Raw genomic sequence first — 25,650 nt, forward strand, 5'->3', positions numbered from 1 at the left:
GACTGAGGCATGAAGCTCGATTTCGCGCTCATCGCGTCTCAACTGCCCGCCATTTTCGGCGCGCTCGGCGTGACGCTGTCGGTCTGGGCGGTGTCGCTGGTCATCGGCGTCATCCTCGGACTTCTGGTTGCCGTCGCGCGGCGCTATGGTCCTCGTTGGCTGAATTGGCTGCTCGTCGGCTATGTCGAGCTCTTCCGCGGCACGCCCTTCCTCGTGCAGCTGTTCCTGCTCTACTACGGCGGCCCCTATGCGGGCCTGTCGCTCGATGCGGTACCGGCAGGCGTTCTCGCCCTGTCGGTCTATGCGGCCGCCTACTTCAGCGAGGTGTTCCGCACCGGCTTCGAGGCCGTACCGCCTGGACATGTCGAGGCCGGCGAATGCCTCGGCCTGACGCGCCTGCAGATCATCCGCCGGATCCTGCTGCCCGAGATGACGCTTCTCGTCCTTCCGGCCTCGATCAACACCGCGATCGTCATGCTGAAGGAAACGGCCGTGATGTCGATCATCACGGTGCCCGAACTCACCATGACGATCAGCGCGATCGGATCGCAGCTCTACGCCTTCGTCGAATCCCTGTTCCTTTTGGCGCTGTTCTACTGGGCGCTGGTCGAGCTCTGCGGCTGGATCGGCCAATGGTGCGAGCGTCGTTTGTCCCGCTTCAGGTTCTCCAGCCAATGATCAATCCCGCGATCGCCGTCCGCCGTCTCAGCAAGAGCTTCGGCCCGGTCGAAGTGCTGCACGACATCGACCTCGAGATCGCAGCCGGGGCGGCTACCTGCATCATCGGTCCGTCCGGATCGGGCAAGTCGACGCTGCTGCGTTGCATGGCGTTCCTGGACGAGCCGACCCACGGCACGATCGACGTCTTCGGCGAGCCGCTCGGCTTCACCGAAGACGGCGCCGGCAAGCGCACCCGCCTCCCCGCCCAGCGCATCCGCGCGGTCCGGGCCGGCATCGGCATGGTGTTCCAGCAGTTCAATCTCTGGCCGCACATGACCGCGCTCGGCAATGTCAGCGAGGCGCTGAAGACGGTGCGCGGCCTCACGAAGCGCGAGGCCGAGGACCGCGGGATGGCGCAATTGTCGCGCATCGGACTGGCCAACCGTGCCGATCACTATCCCTCGCAGCTGTCCGGCGGCCAGCAACAGCGCGTGGCCATCGCCCGGGCGCTCGCGCTCGAGCCGAAGATCATGCTGTTCGACGAGGCCACCGCCTCGCTCGATCCGGAACTGACCGGCGAAGTGCTGAACGTCATGCGTCAGCTCGCGAGCGACGGCATGACGATGGTCATCGTCACGCATGAGATCGGCTTCGCCGCCTCCATCGGCAAGAAGGTCGTATTCCTCGACAAGGGTCGCGTGCTGATCGACGGTTCGCCGCAGACCGTGTTCGGCAAGCCGCGTCACGCGCGCATGGACCAGTTCCTCGATACCTATCTCGATCGCGGAGCGGCGATGCTGATATGATCACCGGCGAGCCCAACGAGAGCGACGTCCTGGAGCCGGTGTCGAAGACAGCGGTCCTGTCGCTGCATGACCGCATCATCGGTGATATCGAGCGCAATATCCTGTCGGGCAAATGGCCACCCGGAACGCGGATCCCATCCGAGCACGACCTCTGCGGCGACTACGACTGTTCGCGCATGACGGTCAACAAGGCGCTCTCGGAACTTGCTCGTTCCGGCCTGATCGAGCGGCGGCGCAAGGCCGGCAGTTTTGTGATGCGTGCGCCCTCGCGCACCGCGGCGCTCGAGATCTCCGACGTGCGGGCCGAGGTGGAGGAGCTCGGTGCCGCCTACCGGTTCGAGATCCTGACGCGGCGGCGGCGGCGCGCTGGGCGCATGGATGCCGGCCGGCTCGAGGGGATCGGCGACGGACCTCTTCTCGATCTGACCTGCCGCCATTGGGCCGGCGACAGGCCGTTCTGCATCGAGGAGCGGCTGATCAATCTGACGGCAACGCCCGAAGCGGTCGACGAGCCCTTCGCTGACACACCGCCGGGATCCTGGCTTCTGGCGCGCGCGCCGTGGACGAGCGCCGAGCACCGGATCGCGGCGCGACCGGCAGGCGTTCGACCGGCGGCGCTGCTCGACATCGCGCTCGGCGCCTGCTGCCTGACCATCCAACGGCGCACCTGGAGCGGCGAGGCGCCGATCACCTATGTCCAGCTGACCTATCCGGGCGAACTGCACGAACTTGTCGCGCGGTTCTCGCCCTCACACCGATGATGTCGAACCGACCGGAGGCCGAAATGACGATCAATCCATCCGTACGGGAGCTTCTCGCCAACGTCAGCGTCCCCTTCGAGGCGGCGCGGGCCATGCCTCCACGCGTCTACACGAGCGAGGAGTTCCTGAAGAGCGAGCTCGAGACCGTTTTCTCGCGCGACTGGGTCTGCGTCGGCCGCGCGAGCGCGCTCGGCAAGCCGGGCGATTACCTGACCTATGAACTCGCGGGCGAGCCGATCATCGTCCTGCGCGACACGTCCGGCCAGTTGCGGGCGATGTCGAATGTCTGTCGCCATCGCATGTCGACGATGCTCGAAGGCTGCGGGAACAAGCGCTCCATCGTCTGCCCGTATCACGGCTGGACCTACAATCTCGACGGATCCTTGCGCGGTGCTCCGGCGATGGATCGCAACACGGATTTCTGCGCCGCCGACTACAAGCTGCCGCAGATCCGCTGCGTCGAGTGGCTCGGCTGGATCATGGTGACGCTCAACCCGGACGCGCCCGACATCAAGGATGAACTCGCCGAGGTCGAAAGTCTGATCGACGACTTCCAGATGCAGGACTACGTCGAGCTGTTCCGGGAAACCCACGTCTGGGACACCAACTGGAAGATCCTCGCCGAGAATTTCATGGAGAGCTATCACCTGCCGGTCTGCCATTCCGGGACCATCGGCGGGCTGTCGAAGCTCAATGAGATGATCTGCCCGCCGGGACGCAAGGCTTTCAACTATCATACGATTCTGAAGGACGACACGCTCAAGATCGCCATCGCCCACCCCGACAACACGCGGCTCCAGGGCGATCGCCGCCGCACGACCTTCCTGCTCGCGGTCTACCCGAGCCTTCTGATCACGCTGACGCCCGGCTACTTCTGGTACCTGTCGCTTCACCCGCATGGTCCGGGCCAGGTGAACATCCTGTTCGGCGGTGGTCTGTCGCCCGATTTCGCCAACTCTCCGGACGCGCAGGCGCACTTCATGCAGACCAAGACGTTGCTCGACAAGGTGAACGTCGAGGATCGCGGCTGCACGGAGAAGGTTTTCCGGGGCCTGTCATCCCAAGCGGCCGCGCCCGGCCACCTCAGCCATCTCGAACGGCCGAATTTCGATTTCGCACAGTATCTGGCCGACCGGACCGGTGGCTTCGAGCGCCATTTCGAGAGCTAGGTCTCGTTTGTCGGCGCTTCCGCCAGAGCGGCGAACCATCGCCGCGGCAGCCGCCGCCACTGCGGGACTCGCTCCCCGACGCCAATTGGCACGACCGGTGATCGCCGCCTCCACTTGCGGCGGACGTGTCGCCGGACGTTGCTCGAGTGTTTATGGACTTTAAACGCCGAAGCCCGCCAGGTCGTTGACCTGGCGGGCTTTTGGCTTGGTTGCGGGGGCTAGATTTGAGCTGACGACCTTCAGGTTAAGGGCCCGACAGCTCAAACCCCTGCCCGTTAGACGAGACTGGGGACAGATCGGAACCGGTCGGGCTCATGTCACGCATCGCGCGCGAGAAGAACGCATCGACAGCGACGGCGACCTGACGTGCTCCACGCTCCGCCGACTCCGTGCCGAGTGCGGGCAAGTCCTTGAGGCCCTCGCTCTCGTCGAAGGACGGGGTCAGGAATTCGACGAGCGTCTCCTGCTCGGTCTGGAGCCAGACGCGGCCGGGGTCGACCGAAGGGACGGGTTCGAACTTCGGGGCGCCGAATACACCGGCGAGGCGTTCCTCGACCTGATCCTGCAGCACGACGGAGAGGCGTTCGAAGCTCGCGCCATCGACATCCTGCATCTGCGTCGCCTGGTCGGCGGAGAAGCGGATGCCGAGCACGCCGTCGCAATGGCGGAACACCTGCGTGCCGACCACCGTGCCGCCGAGCCTGAACACGCCGACCGACGGATTTGTCGAAGGAGCCGGCTCGGCGGCGAAGCTCGAAGTTGACGTGCACCCCCGACGCCGCGGTCACTTCTTGCGCGGCGGCACCTTCCAGACGACCTGCGATTCCTCGTGGCCGACCTCGGCGATGAAGTCGAGCTTCATGAGCATCGCATTGCCGCGGTTCACCGAGTCCTTCTGGACGTCCTTGCTCCAGACCGTGACCTTCGAAACCTCGTAATTGTCCATGTCGTCGAGGAGCTTGGCTGCTGCACGCCGGATCATGATCGATGCGAGCGGGGCGGCCTCCTCGTGGGCGACCTGCATCATGTCGTTGAACCGCTCCATGATCTCCGGCTTGACCGAATAGGTGAGCTGGAGCGAGTCGTTCACGCCCATGAACTTCTTCAGCGCCTCGTAGTCGCGGCGGAAGTCCGTGTCGGTGGCCAGTCGATCAGCGAGGTCCTTGCTGCCGACGCCGATGGTGGCGATGTCGGCGCCGAGCGTCAGGCTGGTGCGCTGCACGATCTCGGACTTGGTCAGACGCTCCTCGCCGCCCTCGCTGTTGGCGCGGGAGAACTCCTGCTTGGTCTTCTTGGTGCGCACGAGCGAGGTGCTCAATTCCCAGTTCAGCAGGTTTTCGTTGGCCGTGCCCGAGCCGACGTCGTAGAGGCCCTTCTGGTTGCCCTTCGCGTCCGTCTCGTTGAAGGACTGGTCGACTTCCTTCTGGAGGCCGGTGCTGGTCGCGATCGCGTTGCTGAGCGCGCCGAGACCGGTCGGGACCTTGGCGTAGAATTGGGCGCTGGCGCCGAGCGATCCGGACAGTTCGGTTTCGGTCTCGCGGGTGATCTTGTTGAAGCTCTTGGTCGTCTTACCCTTGCCCGAGAGGAAGGCGGTGGCGTCGAGGCCGGCGGTGAAACCGATACCGACCTTGTTCGAGGCGCCCGACTTCTTCCCCTTGACGTCGTTGTCGTGGAACATGTCGCCGTCGGTTCCGAACGGGCTCGTCGTCAACTCGGCCTTGAAATAGCCCTTGCCGACCACACCACCCTTGCGGGCGTGTTCCTTCTGACGTGCGGCGTCGTTCGTGTGCTCGAAGATCTCCGGGCTCGGGCGTTCGCCGTTGACGAGAGCGGTCAGGAGCCTGGCGAAGGCGTCGCGGCCTGCCACCGTATCGGGGAAGGTGAAGGCGCTGCCGCCGAGATAGCCGTAGGTGCCCTCGACGCCGAGGCTGCCGCCGAGCGCGAGATTGTCGGTGAGCTTGTGGTCGGCGACCACATCGACACCGCCCTGGACCTGGAATCCCGAGCGGCCCGTGATCTTCCAGCCGTCACCACCGCGTTCGATTACAAGGTTGGAGATCTTGGACCCGGCGAGCTTGCCGCGGATTCCGAGTGTCGCCGAGGGTTCGACAGGGATCTTGCCCGTGGTTCCCGACACTTTGAAGCCGGCCTTGAGGTCGTACTTGTCGCCGTCCTTCAGCGTCGTCATCTGCGCGAGGATGTCGCGCTGGAAGTCGGCGTCCATCTCCTTCTTGTTGACGAGCCAGCCGACGGCATCCTTCACGCCCTGCTTGGAGAAGGTCTCGCGCAGGAAGGACACGAAGGATTCCGCGAGCTTCTTCGGAATGCTGCGCGTGTCGGGGCCGGAGATCAGCAGGGTGTTCGGGTCGATCGGGCGGCGCTCCTCCGCCCAAGCCTTGAGGTCGTGCCGGGTCAGGGTGCCGCCCAGCGCCATGCTGATCTCGGGGCCGAAGACCTCGGTGTCGAGGCCCCAGCTCTTCAGGGTCTTCTCGATGGCGTCGCGGTGGAGCATCGGCTCGTAGCCGTCGACGATACGGCCGGAGCCGACCGATTCCGTGACGTTGCTGCCCGGCCAATGGGCGAGGATCGCCGAGCGGATCATCTGCTCGGCGGTGCCGAAGGCGGTCGGGTCGGTCGTGCGCCGCTGGGCGGCGAGTTCGCCACGCAGCTCGGTCAGCGCCGGCAGACGTTCGTCGATCTTCTTGCGCTCGGCGTCGGCGCCTTCGCGCACGAAGACGATCTTGTCGGCCACGCCGGAGAGTCCGCGCAGCTTATCGATGTCCGGTTTGTCCTTGAGCAGCGGGAAGAGCTTCGCGTGCCACGGCCGTCGCATGGTCGTGGTGTCGTAGCCGCGCAACTTCTCGAGGAGAGTGTCGATGGCCTTGTCGAGCTTGTCGACCGTGGAGCCCTTGGTGACGCCGATGCGCTCCAGTGCCTTGCGTTCGCCGTCGAGCCTCAGCACCTCCTGGACCACCTTGGCGCTGCGCAGGCCGGCCGGGCGGTCCGGATTGACGTCGATGCCGAGCGTCGAACCCTCCTTGGACGCCTCAGCGAGGTCCTTGCGGGCCTGGGTCTCGCGGTTGTCGATCTTGTCGCGCTCGAGCAGCGTGTCCTCAAGCTGACGGTCGACCTCCCGGAAGACCTGCCCGGCCGTGGTCGTCTCGATCGGAATGTCGCCGCCCGTGCGCAGGCTGTTGTTTATGCTCTTGGCGATCCTGTTGTAGCCCTCGACGACGGCGAGGCTCTCGTGGGTCAGGGACGCATCGACGCGGCCGCCGTTTTGAACGACACCACCGCCGATGCCGTGCACCTCGGTGAAGGTCTCCAGTCGGATTTCGCGGCCGATCGCGGCGGCGGAATCCTCTTTGAACGACGACATGATCGACTGCACCGAGCGATCGGTGAAAATCTTCGAGGCGTCGTCCATCAGCTCTTGGATGCTCTTGTCGAGTTCCTCGGCGGTGCGGCAGCCGGCCTTGCTCAGCTTGTACATGCGCTCCGGCAGCGAGGCGGCGACGTCGGGGGCGTAGCCGAGTTTCTCCATGCGTTCGGGCGTCACACCGGCGAAGGCCATGACCCGCGCGTGATCGTAGGTCTCGATCTGGATGTTGTCATATTCCTTGCGACCGATGACGTTCTTCTCGACCGTCGCGAGCTGATGTTCGAGGAATGCGAGGCCCGCGACCATGAAGGCCGCTTCCGGGTTCTCCTCACCGAGCTTCTTCAGATCCTTGATCGCACGCGATTCGAAAACGACGCTGTCGACCGGCCTCCGGTTGCTCGGAACAGGGTTGGACGGCCCGTTCCGATCGGTTTGCACATGGCCGCCCGTCGGCTGACCCATTTGCAGGAAGACGGCGCCGCGATAGAGGCCGGCCTTGTCGTGACCGAGGATGCGTTCGACGCGCCGGAACTGGTCGTCGTAGCTCTCGTGGAGTTGGACCGCCTTGGCGACGTCCGCCTTGAGGTTGGTCAGCATGTCGTCGATCGACTTCGGCGCGATCTTCTGGAGCTCCGCGATCGTGAGCGGCTTGCCGCTGTTCACGTGCTTGTCGACGTCGCTCAGGAAAACACGAACGGGGTCCTGGCCCTTCGGCAGCTTGTCGAGGAAGGTTCGGACCGCCTGCTCCTCCAGATGCGCCGTCCTCAGCGAGGTCATCAGCGACTTGACGCCCGGATGTTCGGTGCGGAACAGCGCAGGCACGTTCTTGTCGGCGAAGAGCTCGATCAAGCTTCCGACCGTCTGCAGCGCGTTGAGCCGGTCGGACGGCTTCGACGACGAGGCGTCGTGGAACACGGAACCATACTGGGTGAATTCGCGGAACAGGCGCGACAGGCCCGGGTTGGGACGCGTCTTGTCCGCCTCGATCCAGCTCTGGAGCTTGTCCGCCGACCCGACGATCGCGTGCATCTCGGCGCGGAAGTCGAGCGCCGTTTTCAGATCCTTCAGATGGCCGAGGACCTGCTGCTGCTCCGGGGTCAGGTCGCGGCGGTTCGAGGTCTCTCCTTCGAATTCCAGCGACTTGATCGCCTGGTCGAGATCCGCACTCGTCCGGCCGGCGAGGCTCTCGCCCGGACGCAGACAGCCGAAGTCGTCGAACTTCGCCATCATCTCCTTGGCGTCCTTGTCGAGACGCCTGACCTGGTCCTGGGTCGGGATATCGCTCGGCACCCGGCTCGGCAGATGCTCGACACCCTTGGGCACCGGCGCGTCGAAGGGCTTCGCCACATGTTCGAGCACCTGGGGAAACTCAACCGAGACCATGGCCGAGAGCAGCTGTGAACGCAGCGTCATCAGGCCCTTCTTCGTCTCGCCGTCGGTAGCGGGGTCCTTGATCTGGGCCGAGACCTGGTCGAGCAGGGTCTTGACCTCCTTGGCGACCTCGTCGCGCTTGCCTATGAGGTCGCCCTCCCGGCCGCCCGATGTCAGGCCGAGGCCGACGTCGGAGCGGGCCTTCTCCTGGGCGCGGCCGAGTTCGGCGAGGTGCCCGCGCAGCGTCGCGACGTGGGTCTGAGCCTTGTCGAACTTCTGCTTGGGGTTCAGCGGCACGTCCTTCTTCGGCGGGCCGGACGGCTTCTGCCGGGTCGGCGCCAGCACCTGGGCCTTGCGCTTCGGCGTCGGATGCACACGGGCCGTGTCGCCCGTGTTGGTGCCCGCCTTCTTCTCTGCCTCCTTCTTCTTCGCGAGCTTCTGCGCGGCCGCGCGCTGCATGCCGCCGAGATTGGTCCGGCCCGCCGTCTTGCTCTTGGCGATCAGCTTGCCGCGATCGCGGTTCTCGGAGATTTTCGGCCGGTCGGGCCGGGACCGCCCGGCAATCGCGTCGGCGATCTTGTTCTTGAGCCGACCGAAGTCGATGCTCTTCTGGAAGAACGGTGTGGTGAGGCCGGCCTTCGATGAAATAGACGACATGACACAGCCCCGCCTTCCCGACGAACCGATGGTCCGCCCTCTCCGTCCCGATTACGGCGTCAGCCGCGGATGATGAACATGTCGTCGGCGAAGGCCGGCTCGGCCGCTTCGGCGTCATTGGCCGCCGCGGGCTCCCACCCCCCGACGACGGCGGCGACGGTCGCCACGTCGTCGAGCAGGGCGGCGATCCAGTCGCCGAGTGCTTCGCCGTCGAGCCCCGTGGTCTCTCGGACCGCGCAGAGCGTCACCAGCGTCGTCTCCGGATCGACCGCGACCCAGGCGGCCGGCGTAGCCAGCCCGAACAGATTGAGCTCGAGCGCACGGCGCATCTCGATGGCTCCGTCGTGGAGGTCGAGGTGCTTGACCCCGATATGACCGAACAAGCGATCGCCGGTCTCCGGCACTTCGAGGGTCAGCCGGTGGCCGGACTCGAACGACATCGCCACGAGACCGTCGGCGTCGAGCGACAGGTCGATCCCGCGCACTCCACCGAGCTCTCTGAGGCAGGCCTCAACCGTCTCACGGTTCGACATAACGATGTCCCACTCCGTCCGCCGCCGGGTATCTCGGCCGCGATCGCGATGCCGCCGCGGCAACTCTGTTCGAGTCCACGTCCCCTCGGGTGAGCTTCTATGGGGGCTCTATCACCTGTGTGACAGTCGCCCGCAGATCCCATGTCCGACCGCTTCCGCTTCGGCAGACCAGGATTTACGAGGGATCGCCGGGCCGGACCGGATGTTCGGAGCTCAATCGATCAAATTCGCGTCCGGGCGACCGCGCGCGTCGGAAGAGCCGCCGCAGAGCGCCCCCTGGGAGGCCGCACATGGTCGACGCCAAGTGACCTTGCCCCCGGATTACCCCGTTCATAAACAGAATCTGTTCGGGTTTTGGTCCTCTCGGAACCGTGCTGCAAACTCGTTCGGGGTGAGCCCGTCCGGGTTCGTGTGGGGTCGTTCGGTGTGGCTCACGACGACGCCCTCCCGCTTCAGCAGGATGTGCAGCCTTCGCCTCACGGCAATTGCGAGCAATTGCCTGCCGGCCAAGGGATAGCCGAAGCGACGACGGATCGCCGCCAGTTCCCGCAGACGGACCCGAACGCCATCATCGTCGCCGCGCCGCGAGGGCCGGCCAGGTCACCGAGGGGGGCGCAGCGCGCCATCCTCGTTCACGGCCCATTTTCGATGTGCGCTCGGCCACACGTGTGGACCACGTGTGGACCCAATCCCTCAACCCGATCCCGACGCGCATGGACGCGCTCGGAATATCTAAGCATTTCAGAGACTTGGGCGAAGATTGGCTGGGGGACCTGGATTCTGAGCAACACGGACAATGTCCAGCAAGCCATTGACATGAATGATTTTATCAAGTGGCCAGCAGCTTTAGTGGACCCTTTCGGTGGCCAAAGTCAAGGAGCGAGGGCCGGCGGACGTTCAACCGATTTCATCGGCACCGCGGCCCGATCAGACTAGCCGCGTAGCCCGGCCTCGGAACGCCCGTTTCCGTGGCTCCGATCTCATCGAGGCCGAGAACATCGATCGCCCCGGAGGTGCACGCCAAGGAACGGAAACGCTCGACGGGACTGACGCGATCCGATCGCCCTAGGCGGGTAGCGCGTCGAGCGGCATTTTGGTCTCGGGCATGCGGGCGAGGCTGCGCGCGATGGCGGCGCGCCACGAAGGACCGTTGCCGAGCGCCGTCGCATAAGCATCGGCGATCAAATCGGGCTGCTCTTCGGCGAGGAAGCGGATCAGGAAGGCGGATTGTGCCCGATCCTTGCGCGCCTTGGCCGCTTCGGGCCCATGGAGGCGCCGGTCTGCGACGATGAGCTTGTGGATCGCATAGCGCTCCGCCCGCGGAACCTGGATCAGCACGCCGGAGCGGTAGAGCAGCGGGACCTTGATCGGCCGCGCGATCAGATAGTTCAGGAAATGCAGCGACTGCGCGGCGACACCGAGTGCTGGCAACTCCTTGAGCCCCTCGCTCTCGTCGAAGGACGGCGTCAGGAATTCGACGAGTGTCTCCTGCTCGGTCTGACGCCACCGCCAGGCGCGGCCGGGGTCGGCCGAAGGAACGGGTTCGAACTTCAGGGCGCCGAATACATCTGCGAGGCGCTCCTCGACCCGATCCTGCAGGGCGACGGAGAGGCGTTCGAAGCTTGCGACATCGACATCTTGCGTCTGCGCCGCTTGGTCGGCGGAGAAGCAGATGCCGAGCACGCCGTCGTAGTGCCGGAACGCCTGCGTACCGACCACCGTGCCGCCGAGCCGGAACACCCCGACCCGCGCCATGGCCGCCAGGATCTGGCCGTTGGCGAGGTCCGGCGTGAGGCATCCTTCGGCGCGAAGCAGACGCACCAAGCGGGCGTGGTCGGCTCCTCGAGCCGGCTGCGGCTCGGCTTTGTTCAGGTCCTCGGGGCTAGCCTCTGCCGCCCTCGGTGACCGCGACGGTCGCGCCGGCGGCCCAGCCGAGCGCGATCTCCGCCCCTCGGGCGGCACGGCGACGCCGTGGGCGGGATCCGGACCTCAAGCGGCTCGGGCAGGCCGACTTCGACGGCGAGATCGAGGCCGGGGCCGGTCTGGACCGCGTCGAGGAGACGGCCGGTCAGGACGTTGTCGAGGCCGTCGCGGGGGCCGAGTTCGATCCGCTCTGGTCTGAGCGCCAGCGTCACGCACGCCCCCGGCGCGACCGGCTCGGGCGTCGCGTGGCGGATCGTCCGCCCGCCGACCTCGACATTCGCGACGCCGCCCCGGACGGCGCCGACGACGCCCTCAAGAAAGTTGCTGCGGCCGAGGAAGCTCGCGACGAACCGCGTCCGCGGCCGGGCATAGAGTTCGGCCGGCGTGCCGACCTCGACGATCTCGCCGCCGCGCATCACCGCGATCCGGTCGGACAGCGCCATCGCCTCCTCTTGGTCGTGCGTGACGTTGACGAAGGTCGTGCCGAGCCGGCGGTGCAGCCGGCGCAATTCGCCTTGCAACTCGCTCTTGAGCTGCCGGTCGAGCGCGCCCATCGGCTCGTCGAGCAGCAGCAATTTCGGTTCGAACACCAGTGCCCGGGCGAGCGCCACGCGCTGTTGCTGGCCGCCGGAGAGCGCGCGCGGCTTGCGGTCGGCGAAGGCGCCGAGCCGGACGAGATCGAGTGCGGCGGCGACCTTGGCGCGGATGTCGGCGCGTCCGAGACCGCGGACCTCGAGCGGGAACGCGACGTTGGCGGCGACGCTCAGATGCGGAAACAGCGCGTAGCCCTGGAACACGACGCCGAAGTCGCGCCTGTCGGGCGGCAACGCCGAGATCGGCCGGCCGTCGAGATAGATCTCGCCGTCGCTCGGCTCGACGAAGCCGGCGAGCGCCATCAAAACCGTCGTCTTGCCCGAGCCGGACGGCCCGAGCAGCGTCAGGAACTCGCCCGGCGCGACCTCAAGCGTCACGTCGTGCAGCGCACGGTGCGGGCCGTATCGTTTGCTGAGGCCGTAGAGCTTCAGCCGATGGCCCGGAAGGGCCGGAGCCGCCTCGGTCACGACGCCCCCCGGCCCGGGAGGGGCGCGCGACGACGGCGAGGCCGATCGCCAGGGCGACCGCGACCGTGAACACCGAGACGACGGCGACCGCCGGGTCGATGTTGTCGCGGATCTCCGACCAGATCTTGCGCGGCAGCGTGAAGACCGCACGCGAGGATACGAACAACGTCACGGTGACCTCGTCCCAGGAGATGACGAACGCGAACAGGGCCCCTGCCCCGAGCCCGGGCAGCACGTTGGGCAGGAGGATGCGGCGCACCGTCGTGAACGGGCCGGCTCCGAGGCTGCGCGCGGCCGGCTCGATGCGCGGATCGAGCCCCTCGAGCGCGGCCGAGACGGTCAGGAACACGAAGGGCATCGCGACGATGGCGTGCGCGAGGATCACGCCGGCGAGCGTGTCGAACAGGCCGAGCTTCACCCAGGCGCGCGACAGCGCCAGCGCGGTCACGACCGGCGGCACGATCAGCGGCATCAGCACGACCGCCCGGAGCGCGCCGGCGATCGGCCCCGACCGGCGCCAGACGCCGATCGCGCCGCCGGCGCCGAGCGCGGTCGCGAGCGCCGTCGCGCCGAGGGCGACGACGAGGCTGTCGCGCAGCGCGGCGAGCCAGGCCGGATCGGTGAACACGCGCACGTAATGGCCGAACGAGACGCCGGCGGTCGGCATCGAGACGTAGCGGGTCGTCGTCACCGACACCGGCGCGGTGACCACGAGCGGCGCGACGAGGAACAGCGCCAGGACCGCCGCGAGGACCGCGAACGGTCGGCGGAACGGATGGACGACGCCGTCGGCCCTCATCCGAGCGCCCTCCGGAAGCCGACCGTCCGCGCGAGCACGCCCACCGCGATCAGCGTCACGACGAGCAGCACCGTCGCCTGCGCGGCGGCGAAACCCCATCGGAGCGTCTGGAGCACGTTCACGCTGACGTATTCGGACACCATGATGACCCGCCCGCCGCCGAGGATCGCCGGCGTCACGAAGAAGCCGAGCGAGAAGACGAACACGATGATCGTCGCCGCGAAGACGCCGGGCATGGTCATCGGCAGCAGGATGCGCCAGAACGTCCGCGCGTCCGAGGCGCCGAGGCTCTTGGCGGCCGCGATCACCCGCATGTCGATCTGCCGGATCGTCGCGATCAGCGGCAGCGCCGCGTAGGGCACGAGATAATGGACCATGCCGATCAGCACGCCCGCCTCGTTGCGCGCGAGCCTGACCGGCGCGTCCACGAGGCCGGTGCCCATCAGCGCCTGATTGACGAGGCCGTTGTCGCGCAACAGCACCAGCCACGAGAAGGCGCGGATCAGCACCGACACCCAGAACGGCACCAGGATCGCGACGAGCAGCACCGTGCGCCAACCGGTCGAGGACGAGACGGTCGCGTAGGCGACGACGTAGCCGAGGACGACCGACAGCACCGTCGAGATCACGCAGATGCGCGCCGTCGTCGCCAGCACGCGCAGCGGACCTTCGGCCGTGAACAAGCGCTCGTAGTTGCCGAACCCCGGCTGCGGATCGGTGAAGCCGAGCGCCAGCACCGAGGCGAGCGGCAGGACGTAGAGCCCGACGATCACGCAAGCCGCGGGCACGGCGAAGCCGCCGTAGCCCGCGTTCGGATCGGCGGCGAACCATCGCCACCGACCGGACGCCGCCGCGGGAGCGGTCATTTCGCGATGGCGTCGAGCCAGACGCCGACGGCGTCGTCGTACTTCTCGGCGTACCACTTCTCGTCGCGGATCACCGCGGTGTCGAGATGCGAGGTCGGGTTCTTGCGCTTCTGCTCGTCGGTGAGCAGCGCGACCGTCTTCGGGTTGGCCGGGCCGTTGCCGAGCATGTCGAGCAGCTTGACCTGCTTGGCCGGGTCCTGCGTCGAGGCGATGAACTCCATGGCGAGTTTGGTGTCCTTGCCGCCCTTCGGCACCACCCAGGCGCCCGGCGTCAGGATATGGTCGGCCCAGGTCCAGGTCACGTCGCCGCCGGTGTCCTTCTCGAGCACGGTGGCGCGGGTGTGCCAGATCACGCCCATGTCGACCTCCTTGTCGAGGAAGACCTGCTGGCTCGACCCGCCGGAATCCCAGAGCACGAGGTTGTCGCCGAGCGACTTCACGGCCTTGACGACCTTGTCCATATCGATCGGATAGAGCTTGTCCTTCGGCACGCCGCTACCGAGCAGCAGGGGCTCGGGCATGCCCATGAACCACTTCCAGAGCGTGCGCTTGCCGGGGAACTTCTTCACGTCGAGGAAGTCGGCCCAGCTCTTCGGCGGCGTCGGATACTTGCTCTTGCGGTAGGCGAGCACGTAGGAATAGACGTAGTTGCCGACGCCGTGCTCGTAGGCGTTCCAGTCGTAGAGCTGGTCCTTCTTGACGACCGAATAGTCGATCTTCTCGACTAGGTTCTGCGCGCCGAGCTGCAGCGCGTAGAAGCCGTCGCCGTCGGAGACGTCCCAGACGACGTTCTTCTCGTCGACCATCTTCTTGATGTTGCCCGGCAGCGGCCCCGCGCCGTCGATCGTGACGGTCGCGCCGGAGGTCGCGGCGAAGGGGCCCGTCCACGCCGCCTCGAACGCCTTGACCGCGTCGCCGCCGAAGTTGGCGACGGTCAGCGCCTTCGAGGCCGCCTCGGCCGCGCGGCCCGAGCCGACCAGCGCCCCGGCGGCGACGGTCGCGAGCAGGCCGAGGAAGTCGCGACGGTCCATCGCGCCCCGCTTGGTCGCGTCGAGCGCCCGGTCGAGATTGTCGTTCAGAAACGCGTCGGTCGGCATGCTCGTCACCCCCCGCTTCGATGAGCTCCGGGTTCCGCCCCTCCGCCCTCGCCACCCGAGTTGCGCCATCCGTGGAACCCCTGATATGGAGGCTATGCCTCGATCGGGCCTCGCGGAGATCGCGGATTTCCAATGTTCACTTGAGCGGAGACTGAACTGAGCGTCGATCTGCCCTTCGCGCGACGACCGTTCCGCGGCAGCCTCTCGGACTCCGATCTGAGGCTCCTGCGCGTGTTCCGGACCGTGGTCGACCACGGTGGCTTCTCCGCGGCCGAGGTCACGCTCAACAAGTCGAAGTCGGCGATCAGCCTGGACATCTCGAACCTCGAACAGCGGCTCGGCGCCAAGCTCTGCCAGCGTGGCCGCTCCGGCTTCGCCCTGACCGACGAGGGCCAGATCGTCTATCTGGCCGCGCTGCAGCTCTTCAACGACCTCGACAAGTTCAAGGACCGCGTCAGCACCGGCATGCGCCGTCTGACCGGCAAGGTCACGCTGCTCTTGCTCGACAACATCGTCTCGGTCGCCGAGAAGCCGCTCGCCGAGGCCTTCGCCGCCTTCGGGCGGGCGCATCCGCGCGTCGAGATCCGGGTCGAGTCGATCTCGGCCTCCGGGCTCGAACGCGGCATCCTCGAAGGCGACGCCGAGATCGGCATCTCCGTCGTGCCGCGTCCGGTCGCGACGCTCGAGATGATCCCGCTGTTCCGCGAGGAGGTCCGCCTCTATTGCGGCGACCGCCACCCGCTTTTCGGCGTCGCCGATCCGGCCGAGGAGGACGTCGTCCGCCACGCCCTGATCGAGCCGAGCACGACCGACGACCCGGCCTTCGCGGCGCTGCTCGGCCAGTTCCCGATCTCGGCGCAGGCGGGCAGCCTCGATACGCGCATCCTCCTGATCCTGAGCGGCCTGCACCTCGGCTTCCTGCCGCCGCACTACGCGCAGACCTGGGTCGACCGCGGTCAGTTGCGCGAGATCAGGCCCGACGCGTTCTCGAGCGTGAACACGTTCCATCTGCTGATGAAGAAGTCGGCGCGGCCGACCGCCGCGGCCCAGCAGATGACCAAGAGCATCCTGCAGGCGTTCAGATCCTCGCGCGTCAGCGGCATCCCGGGCGACCGCGGCGCCTGACGCCAGCCGGTCGATGCCGCATCGCCGCGCGTCAGTCGACCATCGCGTCCCAGCGCTCGCGCACCATGGCGCGGATCGCCAGCGCCTCAGCGCGGCGATCGGAGAGTTCCGCGCCGTTCGCGTCGGTGATCGCGTATTCCGGCGGCCCGAGCTCGCACAGGAACACCGCCGGCTCATCGGCCGGCGTCCGGCGCCGGAAGCCGCCCAAACCCTCGGTCCACCAGTCGAGGAAGGTCGCGACCCACTTCGCATGCTGCGGGAAGCCGATCGGGATCTGGATCTGGCTGCGCGAGGCGACCCGGCCCTGAAAACTGTCGGAGCGGGCGAGCACGCGCGCCACCAGCGCCTGATACTCGGGCCTGATCGGATGCAGCATCTCGCGGTCGACGACGTAGTGCGACAGGTCGGCCGCCATCCGCATCTCCGGGATGGCGTCGAGAAGCTGCACGGTCGAAAAGAGGTCGTTGGTGATGCAGTCGCGGTGGGTCTCGAACTGGATCGGCACGCCCTCGCGGCGTGAGACCGCGAGCCACTCGCGCACGACCGGTATCATGCCCTCGACCGTCAGCGGCATCACCTGCCCGACCACGACCACGAACGGCGCGCCGATGTCCTTGGCGAGGTGCAGCGCCGGGGTCAGATCCTCGATCGACTTCGGAAAGGCGGTCAGGAGCCCGCGCAGGCCGGTGCGCGCGAACTCCGGCACCGTGGCGCGCGCCTGCTCCAGGCTCAGCGCGCCGAGGTCGATCGCCATGCCGTCGTAGCCGTCGGCTGCGACCTCGTCGAAGCGCTCCGCGACGGGCCGCTCGGGAACCCCGGGGCGACGGAGCTCCGTCGCCCAGAGGCTCTGATAGAACCGGATCTCCCGCATCGTGCCGCTCACGCCTCCATCTTGAGGCCGGTCGGATCGTCAGGCGCGGCCGGCGCCGAGGGCGACAGGTCGGTTTCGTCGGAGATCCAGATCCTGTCGTTCGGATAATCGGCCTCGGTGCGCCCGCCCCAGAATGCCCGGATCAGCGCCGCCTGGAAGCCGAGATAGCTCATCTCCTGTGGCTTGCGGTTCTTCGCGACGAAGATGGTCCGGTGCAGGTCGGGAAGCTTGTGGAACGGCACGCCCGGGAAGGCGTGGTGGGCGGTGTGGTACTGCATGTTCCAGCACATCCAGCGCATGAAGGCGTTGGTGCGGGTCGAGCGCGTGTTGAGCGCGATGTCGTCGACGTGCGGCAGGCCGAGGTGCTCGATCGTGTTTTGAAGCTGGTGCACGACCTTGGTCACCATCATCGGGGCGAGCCAATGCGTGACCGCGAGCCAGCTGCCGGTCGCGACCGAGGCGACGGCGATCAGGGCATAGCCGGCGAGATGGAACCGCGCCTCGCGGATCACGTCCGGCTTGCGCGCGTCAGGGATGTAGCGTTCGGTGACGACGCCGAACGAAAACCGCACGACGCGGCGGATGCGCGAATACCAGTAGGTCGGCCCGAACACCCACAGGAGATATGACGCGAGCGAATACGGCGGACGTTCGAGCTCGCCGTCCTTCTCCCAGAGATTGGTATAGCGATGGTGGGCGAAGTGCTGGATCTGGTCGAAGTCGCGCGGATAGATCAGCACGAAGCCGAACAGCCGGCCGAAGATCTCGTTGAGCTTGCGCGTCTTGAAGACGGTCCAGTGGCTCATCTCGTGCTGGCCGGCGTAGAGGAAGTTGATCAGCACGCCGTGGATCAGGAACACCGGCGCGGCGAGCCAGCTACCCCAGGTCAGGCTCAGCAATATGCCCGTGGCGGCGATCGCGCCGAAATGGCTGGCGAGCTGCGCGAACCCGCGCAGGTCGGACTTCGCCGAGAGATCGCGCAACTCCGTCGGCGTGATCATGTCCTTGCGGCCGAAAACCTCGTCCATCGCTCCCTCCTCGATTGCGAGTGACCGCGATCATGCCCGCGAACCGGCACAGGCGGGTTCCGCGAAATGGAAAGCATGGTTGAGCCGGTTCGAAACCAAGGCGCGGTTTCAGGCCCCGCGCGGCCGGACAGATGAGCCCGAGCGATCGCGATGATCGGGGCGCAGCGGAACGCGGTGTCGTGCCGGCCCAACGGAAGACGTGATCGTACTCGTGCTCGAACGCCATCCGGACCGCGCGGCTACGCACTTCGGCGGCAAACTTGTTCGCCGTCTTGCTCGTCACGGCTCCATCCCTCTCAAGAGTGGGAGCCTCCGACGAACCCGGCGCGGTTCAGTCGTGCCTGGCGGCGGCGCGCCACATGAACGTCGGTCCGACCTCTATGGCGCCAGGCCGGGCCCCCGCGCTGCGTGTCGCGCTCCGGGTGAGGGCGGCCGAGGCCTCAACAGGAAGCCTTGCCGTGGCACGAGCCGCCAGATACCGGCCCTGTCTCGGTCGGGACGTCGTCAGTCGCGGCATCACCGGATCCAACAAAAAAGGCGACGCCGGAGCGTCGCCCTTATCTGGTGCGATCGAGCGCTTGTTAACCGCAAGACCACGATCTCTGATGGTAAGATCATACCCCACGCCCGGATCAGGTCAAGCATTCGCAGCAGCAGACCACACCAAAAGGCTGTCCTCAGGCGCGAAGCACGCAGATATTGCCGCCAAGCCACCAAGCGGATAGCATCCTCTGATCGAGAGGATGCACCATGCTACCAAACGGCCTCGACGTCCGCTTCGCCATCGACCTCGGCTCGACCTCGCTCGGCTGGTGCGTCCTGCACCTCGACGACCATGGCGCGCCCCGCGGCATCGTCGCGATGGGATCGCGGATCTTCTCGGACGGCCGCGAGCCGAAATCGAAGGCCTCGCTCGCCATCGCCCGCCGTGCCGCCCGCGCCATGCGTCGACGTCGGGACCGCTTCCTGCGCCGCCGGGACGCCCTGCTGCGATCCTTGACCGAAGCCGGCCTCTTCCCGGCCGATCCTGTGGCGCGCAAGGCGCTCGAAAGGCTCGATCCCTATGAGCTCCGCGCCAAAGCGCTCGACGAGCCGCTCGCCCCTCACCACCTCGGCCGACTGTTCTTTCATCTGAACCAGCGGCGCGGCTTCAAGTCGAACCGCAAGACCGACCGCAGCGACGACGACGAGAGCGGCAAGATCGCCGTCGGTGTCGATCGGCTGGTCGAAGCCATGCGCGACAGCGGCGCGCGCACGCTGGGCGAATTCCTCCATCGACGTCGTCAGACGCCGCCCGATCCGGGCCGGATCGAGAAACACGTCGCCATCCCGAGCATTCGCATCCGCCAGCGCCCCGCCACCGGCGAAGGCGCGCGCGGGATCGAATACGAGTTCTATCCGAGCCGCGCCCTGATCGAGGACGAGTTCGAACAGGTGTTCGAACGGCAGGCCGGATTCCATCCGACGCTGCTGACGCCCGAGGTGCACGCCAAGCTGCACGAGATCGTCTTCTTCCAGCGTCCGCTGAAGGAACCCAAGATCGGCAAATGCACGCTGATCCCGACCGAGGAGCGGCTGCCCAAGGCGCATCCTCTGTTCCAGCGCCGCCGCCTGCTCGAGGAGGTCAACGCACTCGAAATCGTCGTGCCGGGCGCCCCCGCACGGAAGCTCCAGAAGGCCGAGCGCGATCTGCTGGTCGCAAAGCTGCAGGACAAGCAGAAGGTCTCGTTCGAGACCTTGCGCAAGCTGCTGCGGCTCGATCCGGCCGCGCGCTTCAACAAGGAGAGCACCAACCGCAAGGACCTGATCGGCGACGAGATCCGCGCGCAGTTCAGCGACAAGAAGCGGTTCGGCAACCGCTGGGTCCATCTCACGCCCACCGCGCAGTGGCGGATCATCGAGCAGCTGCGCGATGAAGAGGACATCGGCAAGCTGCTCGGCTGGCTCGAAGCCGAATGCGGCCTGACCTCCGACCAAGCCAAGGCCGTCGCCTCGGCGCGCCTGCCGGAAGGCTATGGCCGCTTCGGGCCGACCGCGACCGAGATGCTGATCGAACAACTCGCCGCCGACGTGATCGTCTACAGCGAGGCTGTCGCGCGCGCCGGCCTCGGCCACCACAGCGACTATCGCACCGGCGAGATCTTCACCGATCCGAAGGGGCGCCCGGCCCTGCCCTATTATGGCGTGGCGCTCGAACGCCACATCATGCCGGGCACCGCCGAGCCGACCGATCCGGAAGAACTTCGGGTCGGCCGCATCACCAATCCGACGGTTCACATCGGATTGAACCAGTTGCGCCGGGTCGTGAACGCGCTGATCCGCCGCTTCGGCGTGCCCAAGGAGATCGTCGTCGAGCTCGCCCGCGAACTGAAGCTCAGCGAGGATCGCAAGAGCGAGATCGCGGCCGAGAACGCGCGCAACCGGCGCGCGGCCGAGCAGCGTTCCCAGAAACTGCGCGACGAACTCCGCCAGCCGGACACCGGCGCCAATCGCGCACTCCTGAAGCTCTGGGAGGAGCTAGGCCCCGACAATGTCCTCGATCGGCGCTGCGTCTACTCGGGACGCCAGATCTCGGCGACAATGCTGTTCGACGGTTCGGTCGAGGTCGACCACATCCTGCCCTTCGCGCTCACCCTCGACGACGGCAACGACAACCGCATCCTCGCGCTGCGCGAGGCGAACCGGCTCAAGCGCCGGCGCACGCCGCACGAAGCCCGGCTCGATTTCGAGGCCACCTTCGGCCCCGACGCCTCCTGGGATCAGATCGCCGCCCGCGCGGCAAAGCTGCCGCGCGGCAAGCGTTGGCGTTTCGAGCCGGATGCGCTGGCGCATTTCGACGCCCAGGGCGGCTTCGAGGCCCGGCAACTCATCGACACGCAATATCTCGCCCGGCTCGCCGCCGAATACCTGCGCACACTCTATCCCGACAAGGGCGAAGGGTCGGGCCATGTCTGGGTCTCGCCGGGGCGGCTGACCGAGCTCATCCGTCGCAAGCTCGGCCTCAACGAATTGTTGCCGGACCACAATTTCGGCGCCGGCGCCGATCAGCCCAAGAACCGGCTCGATCACCGCCATCACGCGCTCGATGCCTTCGTCATCGGCATCACCGACCGAGGGCTCCTGAACCGGATCGCGCGCGACAGTGCCCGCGACGGCTACGAAGGGCGCGAGCGCGTCATCGTCCCCGACCCGTGGCCGGGTTTCCGCGACGAACTGAGGAAGGCGGTGAACGCGATCGTCGTCAGCCATCGGCCCGATCACGGCACGGCCGCGAAAGCCGGTTTGAAGAAAGGCCGCGACCAGACCGCCGGCCGTCTGCACAACGACACGGCTTACGGTCTAACCGGCGAGATCGACGCCCGCGGCAACACGATCGTCGTGCACCGGATCCCGCTGACCGGACTCGATCCGAGCCACCTCGGCGACAGCCCGGCCCGGGGCGTGCGCGATCCCGTGCTCAGGGCCGCGCTGCGCCGTTTCACGCAAAATGCCGGCCCGAAGGACTTCGAAGCCGCGTTACGCCGCTTCTCGGAACTCGGGCCGCTCGACTATCGCGGCATCCGCCGGGTCCGCGTCGTCGAGCCCCTCAGCGTCATTCCGGTCAAGGATGACGCTGGCCGCGCCTACAAGGGCTACAAGGGCGACAGCAACTATCGCTACGACGTCTGGGAGCTGCCGAACGGCGATTGGCGCGCCGACGTGGTCTCGATGTTCGACGCCCATCAGCAGGACCGAGTCTCACCCATCCGTGCCGGCTGCCCGACCGCCCGCAAAGTTCTGAGCCTGCGCCAGAACGACGTCATCGCCGTCGAGCAGGACGGCAACCGCCGCCTGATGCGGGTCGTAAAATTCCGCCAGAACGGCCAGATCACGCTCGCCGACCCTCAAGAGGCCGGCGATCTCAAGCGGCGCGACGAGACCCCCAACGAACAGGACCCATTCAAGTACACCGCCAGAGCCGCCAGTGCCCTGAAGCAGATGAAGGCTCGTCAGGTCCGGATCGACGAACTCGGCCGGGTGTTCGATCCGGGCTTCCCGGCGCGCAAGACGCGTCGGCGGACCAAGGCGAAATGAGGTCGCGGCGATGGAGCGGATCGTCGACATCGCAACCGATGGCCGGCACCTCTCCGCCCATCGCGGCTTCATGATCGTCTCGGCCGAGCGGCAGGAGATCGGCCGCATCCCGCTCGACGATGTCGCCGCCGTCGTGGTGCACGCCCATGGCGTGACCTGGACCACGAACCTCGCCGTCGCGCTCGCCGAGCGCGGCGCGCTGATGGTGCTCTGCGCGGCGAACCACGCCCCGGTCGCCGTCTGCCTGCCGCTCGAGGGCCATCATGCCCAGAACGCCCACTATCGCGCGCAATGGCAGGCCGGTCGGCCGCTCGTCAAGCAGCTCTGGCGCCGGATCGTGGTTAGCAAGATCACTTGGCAGGCCGCGGTCCTGACCGCCCACGGCCGCGACGCCTCCGCCTTCGATCTGATCGCGCGGCGGGTCGGATCGGGCGATCCGGAGAACGTCGAGGCGCAGGCGGCGCGACGTTACTGGCCGCTGCTGATGGGCGAGGATTTCCGGCGCGATCGCGACGCCGGCGGCGTCAACGGACTGCTCAACTACGGCTATACCGTGCTCCGGTCGCTTACCGCGCGCGCGGCGGTGGCGGCCGGCCTGCATCCCTCCATAGGGGTGCATCACGCCAACCGCGGTAATGCTTTTGCGCTGGCCGACGATCTGGTCGAGCCTTTCCGCCCGCTGGTCGATTCACTCACGCTACGCCTGATCGACAAGGGTCACGACACGGTGGGCCCGGACGCCAAGCGCGCTTTCGCCGGACTTATCTCGCTCGACCTTCCGGCCGACACCGGGACGACCACCGTCACCGTCGCTGCCGGACGCATGGCGCAGACACTCGCCGATGCATTCGAAAGCGGACGCGCGGCAGACCTCTTCCTGCCGCGACCACCTTCTCCTCTCGAACTCGCGGGTCTGGATGCCCTGATCCCATGACGGCGACCCAACTCAGCGGATATCGGCTCATGTGGATCTTCGTCATGTTCGACCTTCCGGTCGATACCAAGGCCCATCAAAAACAAGCCACGAAATTTCGCGAGTTTCTGCTCGATCAGGGCTTCGAGAAGAGTCAGTTCTCGGTCTATGCTCGTTTCTGCAACGGCAAAGAACAATTCGAAACCTACATTCGCCGTGTCGAGGCGAACCTTCCCGAGAAGGGCGAGGTCCATATCCTGAGCTTCACGGATCGCCAATATGAAAACATCATCCGCTTCTCGGGCCAACGAAAACGTCGCCCGAAGAAAAACCCGGACCAACTGGCACTTTTCTGACCGAACCGGGCGTTTCGGTCTATCCCGGATGGTGCGAAATCGCTGCATTCACAGCGGTTTACGCCACCATCCAGAATAGCCGTTCAGAGATCGTGGTCCAGCGGCAACAAACGCAAGGCGATATACTGTAGCCGTAGGAGAATAGCCGTTCAGAGATCGTGGTCCAGCGGCAACAAAGACACGCGCGTCGAGTTCAAGGGGCCGAGAATAGCCGTTCAGAGATCGTGGTCCAGCGGCAACGTCGCCGCCGGCGAAGCGATCGTCTCGCAAAGAATAGCCGTTCAGAGATCGTGGTCCAGCGGCAACCAGGTGCGCGGCAGATGCTCGACGTCCGCCAGAATAGCCGTTCAGAGATCGTGGTCCAGCGGCAACTGGTGCATCCACGTCCATGATCTTTTGAACAGAATAGCCGTTCAGAGATCGTGGTCCAGCGGCAACCGACGCGTCCGCGTTGGCAAGTTACGCCGCAGAATAGCCGTTCAGAGATCGTGGTCCAGCGGCAACTCCGCTGATCGATGGAAGATACGGTCTCGGAGAATAGCCGTTCAGAGATCGTGGTCCAGCGGCAACTCGTCCGGCGGCGGACCGTTGTCCGCCAACAGAATAGCCGTTCAGAGATCGTGGTCCAGCGGCAACACGGAGCCGGTCGAGAGGTCCCAGACCACGAGAATAGCCGTTCAGAGATCGTGGTCCAGCGGCAACTTGCCCGCCATCTGGGAGATCGCGAGCGTGAGAATAGCCGTTCAGAGATCGTGGTCCAGCGGCAACGCACCTCTACACGACCGGTGACGCCGGCGTAGAATAGCCGTTCAGAGATCGTGGTCCAGCGGCAACTGGGCTTGCCCTTGGCGTCCATCCCGTGGGAGAATAGCCGTTCAGAGATCGTGGTCCAGCGGCAACGATTGAATGTCAGCGATGTTGCCCAGCGCTAGAATAGCCGTTCAGAGATCGTGGTCCAGCGGCAACCGCGGGCTCTCGCGCGAGGAGGCGGCGGCAAGAATAGCCGTTCAGAGATCGTGGTCCAGCGGCAACTGCGTCGCGGTTTATCCGATCGCGTGTTTTAGAATAGCCGTTCAGAGATCGTGGTCCAGCGGCAACCTGCTCGTTCACCCACGCATAGCCGTCGCTAGAATAGCCGTTCAGAGATCGTGGTCCAGCGGCAACGAGAAGCAAGCGGAGCTTTGGCATCCAGCGAGAATAGCCGTTCAGAGATCGTGGTCCAGCGGCAACTTCTCGACGCGGTCGCCGGGTGCCGACCAGAGAATAGCCGTTCAGAGATCGTGGTCCAGCGGCAACGTGATGCGGCTATCGTCGCCAGCGGCCACGAGAATAGCCGTTCAGAGATCGTGGTCCAGCGGCAACGGCATCAGCCCGCCGCCCTTGGAGACCGCGAGAATAGCCGTTCAGAGATCGTGGTCCAGCGGCAACAGAACCGAACGCGGTCGAGATCGGACAGCGAGAATAGCCGTTCAGAGATCGTGGTCCAGCGGCAACGGCGAAGTGATCCACCCGCGGTCGCGGGGGAGAATAGCCGTTCAGAGATCGTGGTCCAGCGGCAACCGCGCGCGTGCGGAACCCTGACCGCGCGCAAGAATAGCCGTTCAGAGATCGTGGTCCAGCGGCAACTTGACGACATAGGTGCCGTGCGGACCGACGAGAATAGCCGTTCAGAGATCGTGGTCCAGCGGCAACCGTCAGGAGCGCCATGCCGACACCGATAGCAGAATAGCCGTTCAGAGATCGTGGTCCAGCGGCAACTAGCGTCGGAAGATCGACGCGATGATCGGCAGAATAGCCGTTCAGAGATCGTGGTCCAGCGGCAACCTTCCCACCCTTTCCGCCGCCAACGGCGGAAGAATAGCCGTTCAGAGATCGTGGTCCAGCGGCAACTCAGGCCAAAGCCGCTGGAAACCGCCTCCAGAATAGCCGTTCAGAGATCGTGGTCCAGCGGCAACGTAACCGCAGAGGACACCATGAGCGACGAAAGAATAGCCGTTCAGAGATCGTGGTCCAGCGGCAACTTGCAGGCGATTGAGGAGATGGCGTCTTCGAGAATAGCCGTTCAGAGATCGTGGTCCAGCGGCAACGGCCGGCAAGTCGCTCCACTCCCATTTGCAGAATAGCCGTTCAGAGATCGTGGTCCAGCGGCAACGCATCCGGCTCGGGTGCGTCGACGGGCGGTAGAATAGCCGTTCAGA

General features: G+C 66.2%; 18 protein-coding genes and 1 CRISPR repeat array (1 of these 19 only partly in view). Of the genes, 8 read left to right on the forward strand and 10 right to left on the reverse strand.

Going from position 1 to position 25,650, the window contains the following annotated elements:
• The first annotated feature begins 9 nt into the window (after positions 1-9).
• From ABS361_12665 to ABS361_12680, 4 genes are read left to right on the forward strand one after another with little or no spacing between them, the layout of a single operon-like run.
• Positions 10-678 (forward strand): amino acid ABC transporter permease, encoded by a 669-nt coding sequence (locus ABS361_12665; protein ID XBY42962.1) that lies wholly within the window; start codon positions 10-12, stop codon positions 676-678.
• Positions 675-1,466, forward strand: a complete 792-nt coding sequence (locus ABS361_12670) for an amino acid ABC transporter ATP-binding protein (protein ID XBY42963.1) — start codon at positions 675-677, stop codon at positions 1,464-1,466. The genes ABS361_12665 and ABS361_12670 overlap by 4 nt, the downstream gene beginning before the upstream one ends.
• Positions 1,463-2,227: a histidine utilization repressor gene (hutC, locus tag ABS361_12675; GenBank protein ID XBY42964.1), complete on the forward strand. Its 765-nt coding sequence runs from the start codon at positions 1,463-1,465 to the stop codon at positions 2,225-2,227. The genes ABS361_12670 and hutC overlap by 4 nt, the downstream gene beginning before the upstream one ends.
• A 23-nt stretch (positions 2,228-2,250) precedes the next feature.
• The gene (locus ABS361_12680) at positions 2,251-3,396 is read left to right on the forward strand and encodes an SRPBCC family protein (GenBank protein ID XBY42965.1); all 1,146 of its coding nucleotides are present in this window, start codon (positions 2,251-2,253) and stop codon (positions 3,394-3,396) included.
• Positions 3,397-3,640: 244 nt separating this feature from the next.
• Here ABS361_12680 and ABS361_12685 read toward each other — a convergent pair whose 3' ends face one another.
• From ABS361_12685 to ABS361_12720, 8 genes are all read right to left on the reverse strand, one after another.
• Positions 3,641-4,105: a GSU2403 family nucleotidyltransferase fold protein gene (locus tag ABS361_12685; protein XBY42966.1), complete on the reverse strand. Its 465-nt coding sequence runs from the start codon at positions 4,103-4,105 to the stop codon at positions 3,641-3,643.
• Positions 4,106-4,180: 75 nt separating this feature from the next.
• Entirely contained in the window at positions 4,181-8,806 is a 4,626-nt protein-coding gene (locus ABS361_12690; GenBank protein XBY42967.1) for a hypothetical protein, read from the reverse strand.
• Positions 8,807-8,865: 59 nt separating this feature from the next.
• Positions 8,866-9,339 (reverse strand): CesT family type III secretion system chaperone, encoded by a 474-nt coding sequence (locus ABS361_12695; GenBank protein ID XBY42968.1) that lies wholly within the window; start codon positions 9,337-9,339, stop codon positions 8,866-8,868.
• Between the two features lie 1,065 nt (positions 9,340-10,404).
• The gene (locus tag ABS361_12700) at positions 10,405-11,160 is read right to left on the reverse strand and encodes a GSU2403 family nucleotidyltransferase fold protein (GenBank protein ID XBY46892.1); all 756 of its coding nucleotides are present in this window, start codon (positions 11,158-11,160) and stop codon (positions 10,405-10,407) included.
• A 47-nt stretch (positions 11,161-11,207) separates the two neighbouring features.
• Positions 11,208-12,323, reverse strand: a complete 1,116-nt coding sequence (locus ABS361_12705; protein ID XBY42969.1) for an ABC transporter ATP-binding protein — start codon at positions 12,321-12,323, stop codon at positions 11,208-11,210.
• On the reverse strand, positions 12,223-13,122 hold the full coding sequence (locus ABS361_12710) for an ABC transporter permease (protein XBY42970.1): 900 nt from the start codon (positions 13,120-13,122) through the stop codon (positions 12,223-12,225). Before ABS361_12710 ends, ABS361_12705 begins: the two co-directional genes overlap by 101 nt.
• Positions 13,119-13,988, reverse strand: coding sequence for an ABC transporter permease (locus tag ABS361_12715; GenBank protein XBY42971.1), 870 nt, complete (start codon positions 13,986-13,988; stop codon positions 13,119-13,121). Before ABS361_12715 ends, ABS361_12710 begins: the two co-directional genes overlap by 4 nt.
• Complete coding sequence (locus ABS361_12720; protein ID XBY42972.1) at positions 13,985-15,085, reverse strand: ABC transporter substrate-binding protein; 1,101 nt, start codon at positions 15,083-15,085, stop codon at positions 13,985-13,987. Before ABS361_12720 ends, ABS361_12715 begins: the two co-directional genes overlap by 4 nt.
• A gap of 225 nt (positions 15,086-15,310) precedes the next feature.
• On the opposite strand from ABS361_12720, the gene ABS361_12725 reads away from it, so the two are divergent.
• On the forward strand, positions 15,311-16,210 hold the full coding sequence (locus ABS361_12725; GenBank protein XBY46893.1) for a LysR family transcriptional regulator: 900 nt from the start codon (positions 15,311-15,313) through the stop codon (positions 16,208-16,210).
• Between the two features lie 31 nt (positions 16,211-16,241).
• Here the strand turns inward: ABS361_12725 and ABS361_12730 are convergent, their stop codons facing one another.
• Both ABS361_12730 and ABS361_12735 read right to left on the reverse strand, forming a co-directional pair.
• A complete protein-coding gene (locus ABS361_12730) occupies positions 16,242-17,093 on the reverse strand; it encodes a sugar phosphate isomerase/epimerase (protein ID XBY42973.1) in 852 nt (283 codons plus the stop codon).
• A complete protein-coding gene (locus ABS361_12735) occupies positions 17,090-18,109 on the reverse strand; it encodes a fatty acid desaturase (protein XBY42974.1) in 1,020 nt (339 codons plus the stop codon). Before ABS361_12735 ends, ABS361_12730 begins: the two co-directional genes overlap by 4 nt.
• 750 nt (positions 18,110-18,859) lie before the next feature.
• Here ABS361_12735 and cas9 point away from each other — a divergent pair.
• Genes cas9 through cas2 form a run of 3 tightly spaced genes read left to right on the forward strand, consistent with a single transcriptional unit; the run spans position 18,860 to position 23,452 of the window.
• Positions 18,860-22,183, forward strand: a complete 3,324-nt coding sequence (gene cas9, locus ABS361_12740; protein ID XBY42975.1) for a type II CRISPR RNA-guided endonuclease Cas9 — start codon at positions 18,860-18,862, stop codon at positions 22,181-22,183.
• Positions 22,184-22,193: 10 nt separating this feature from the next.
• The gene (cas1, locus tag ABS361_12745; GenBank protein ID XBY42976.1) at positions 22,194-23,117 is read left to right on the forward strand and encodes a type II CRISPR-associated endonuclease Cas1; all 924 of its coding nucleotides are present in this window, start codon (positions 22,194-22,196) and stop codon (positions 23,115-23,117) included.
• On the forward strand, positions 23,114-23,452 hold the full coding sequence (cas2, locus tag ABS361_12750) for a CRISPR-associated endonuclease Cas2 (GenBank protein XBY42977.1): 339 nt from the start codon (positions 23,114-23,116) through the stop codon (positions 23,450-23,452). Before cas1 ends, cas2 begins: the two co-directional genes overlap by 4 nt.
• Before the next feature lie 72 nt (positions 23,453-23,524).
• A CRISPR array of direct repeats spans positions 23,525-25,650; the repeat unit is 36 nt; unit sequence AGAATAGCCGTTCAGAGATCGTGGTCCAGCGGCAAC; it runs 680 nt beyond the window's last position.

The organism is Ancalomicrobiaceae bacterium S20 (genome assembly GCA_040269895.1).
GTDB classification, from domain to species: domain Bacteria; phylum Pseudomonadota; class Alphaproteobacteria; order Rhizobiales; family Ancalomicrobiaceae; genus Methyloraptor; species Methyloraptor flagellatus.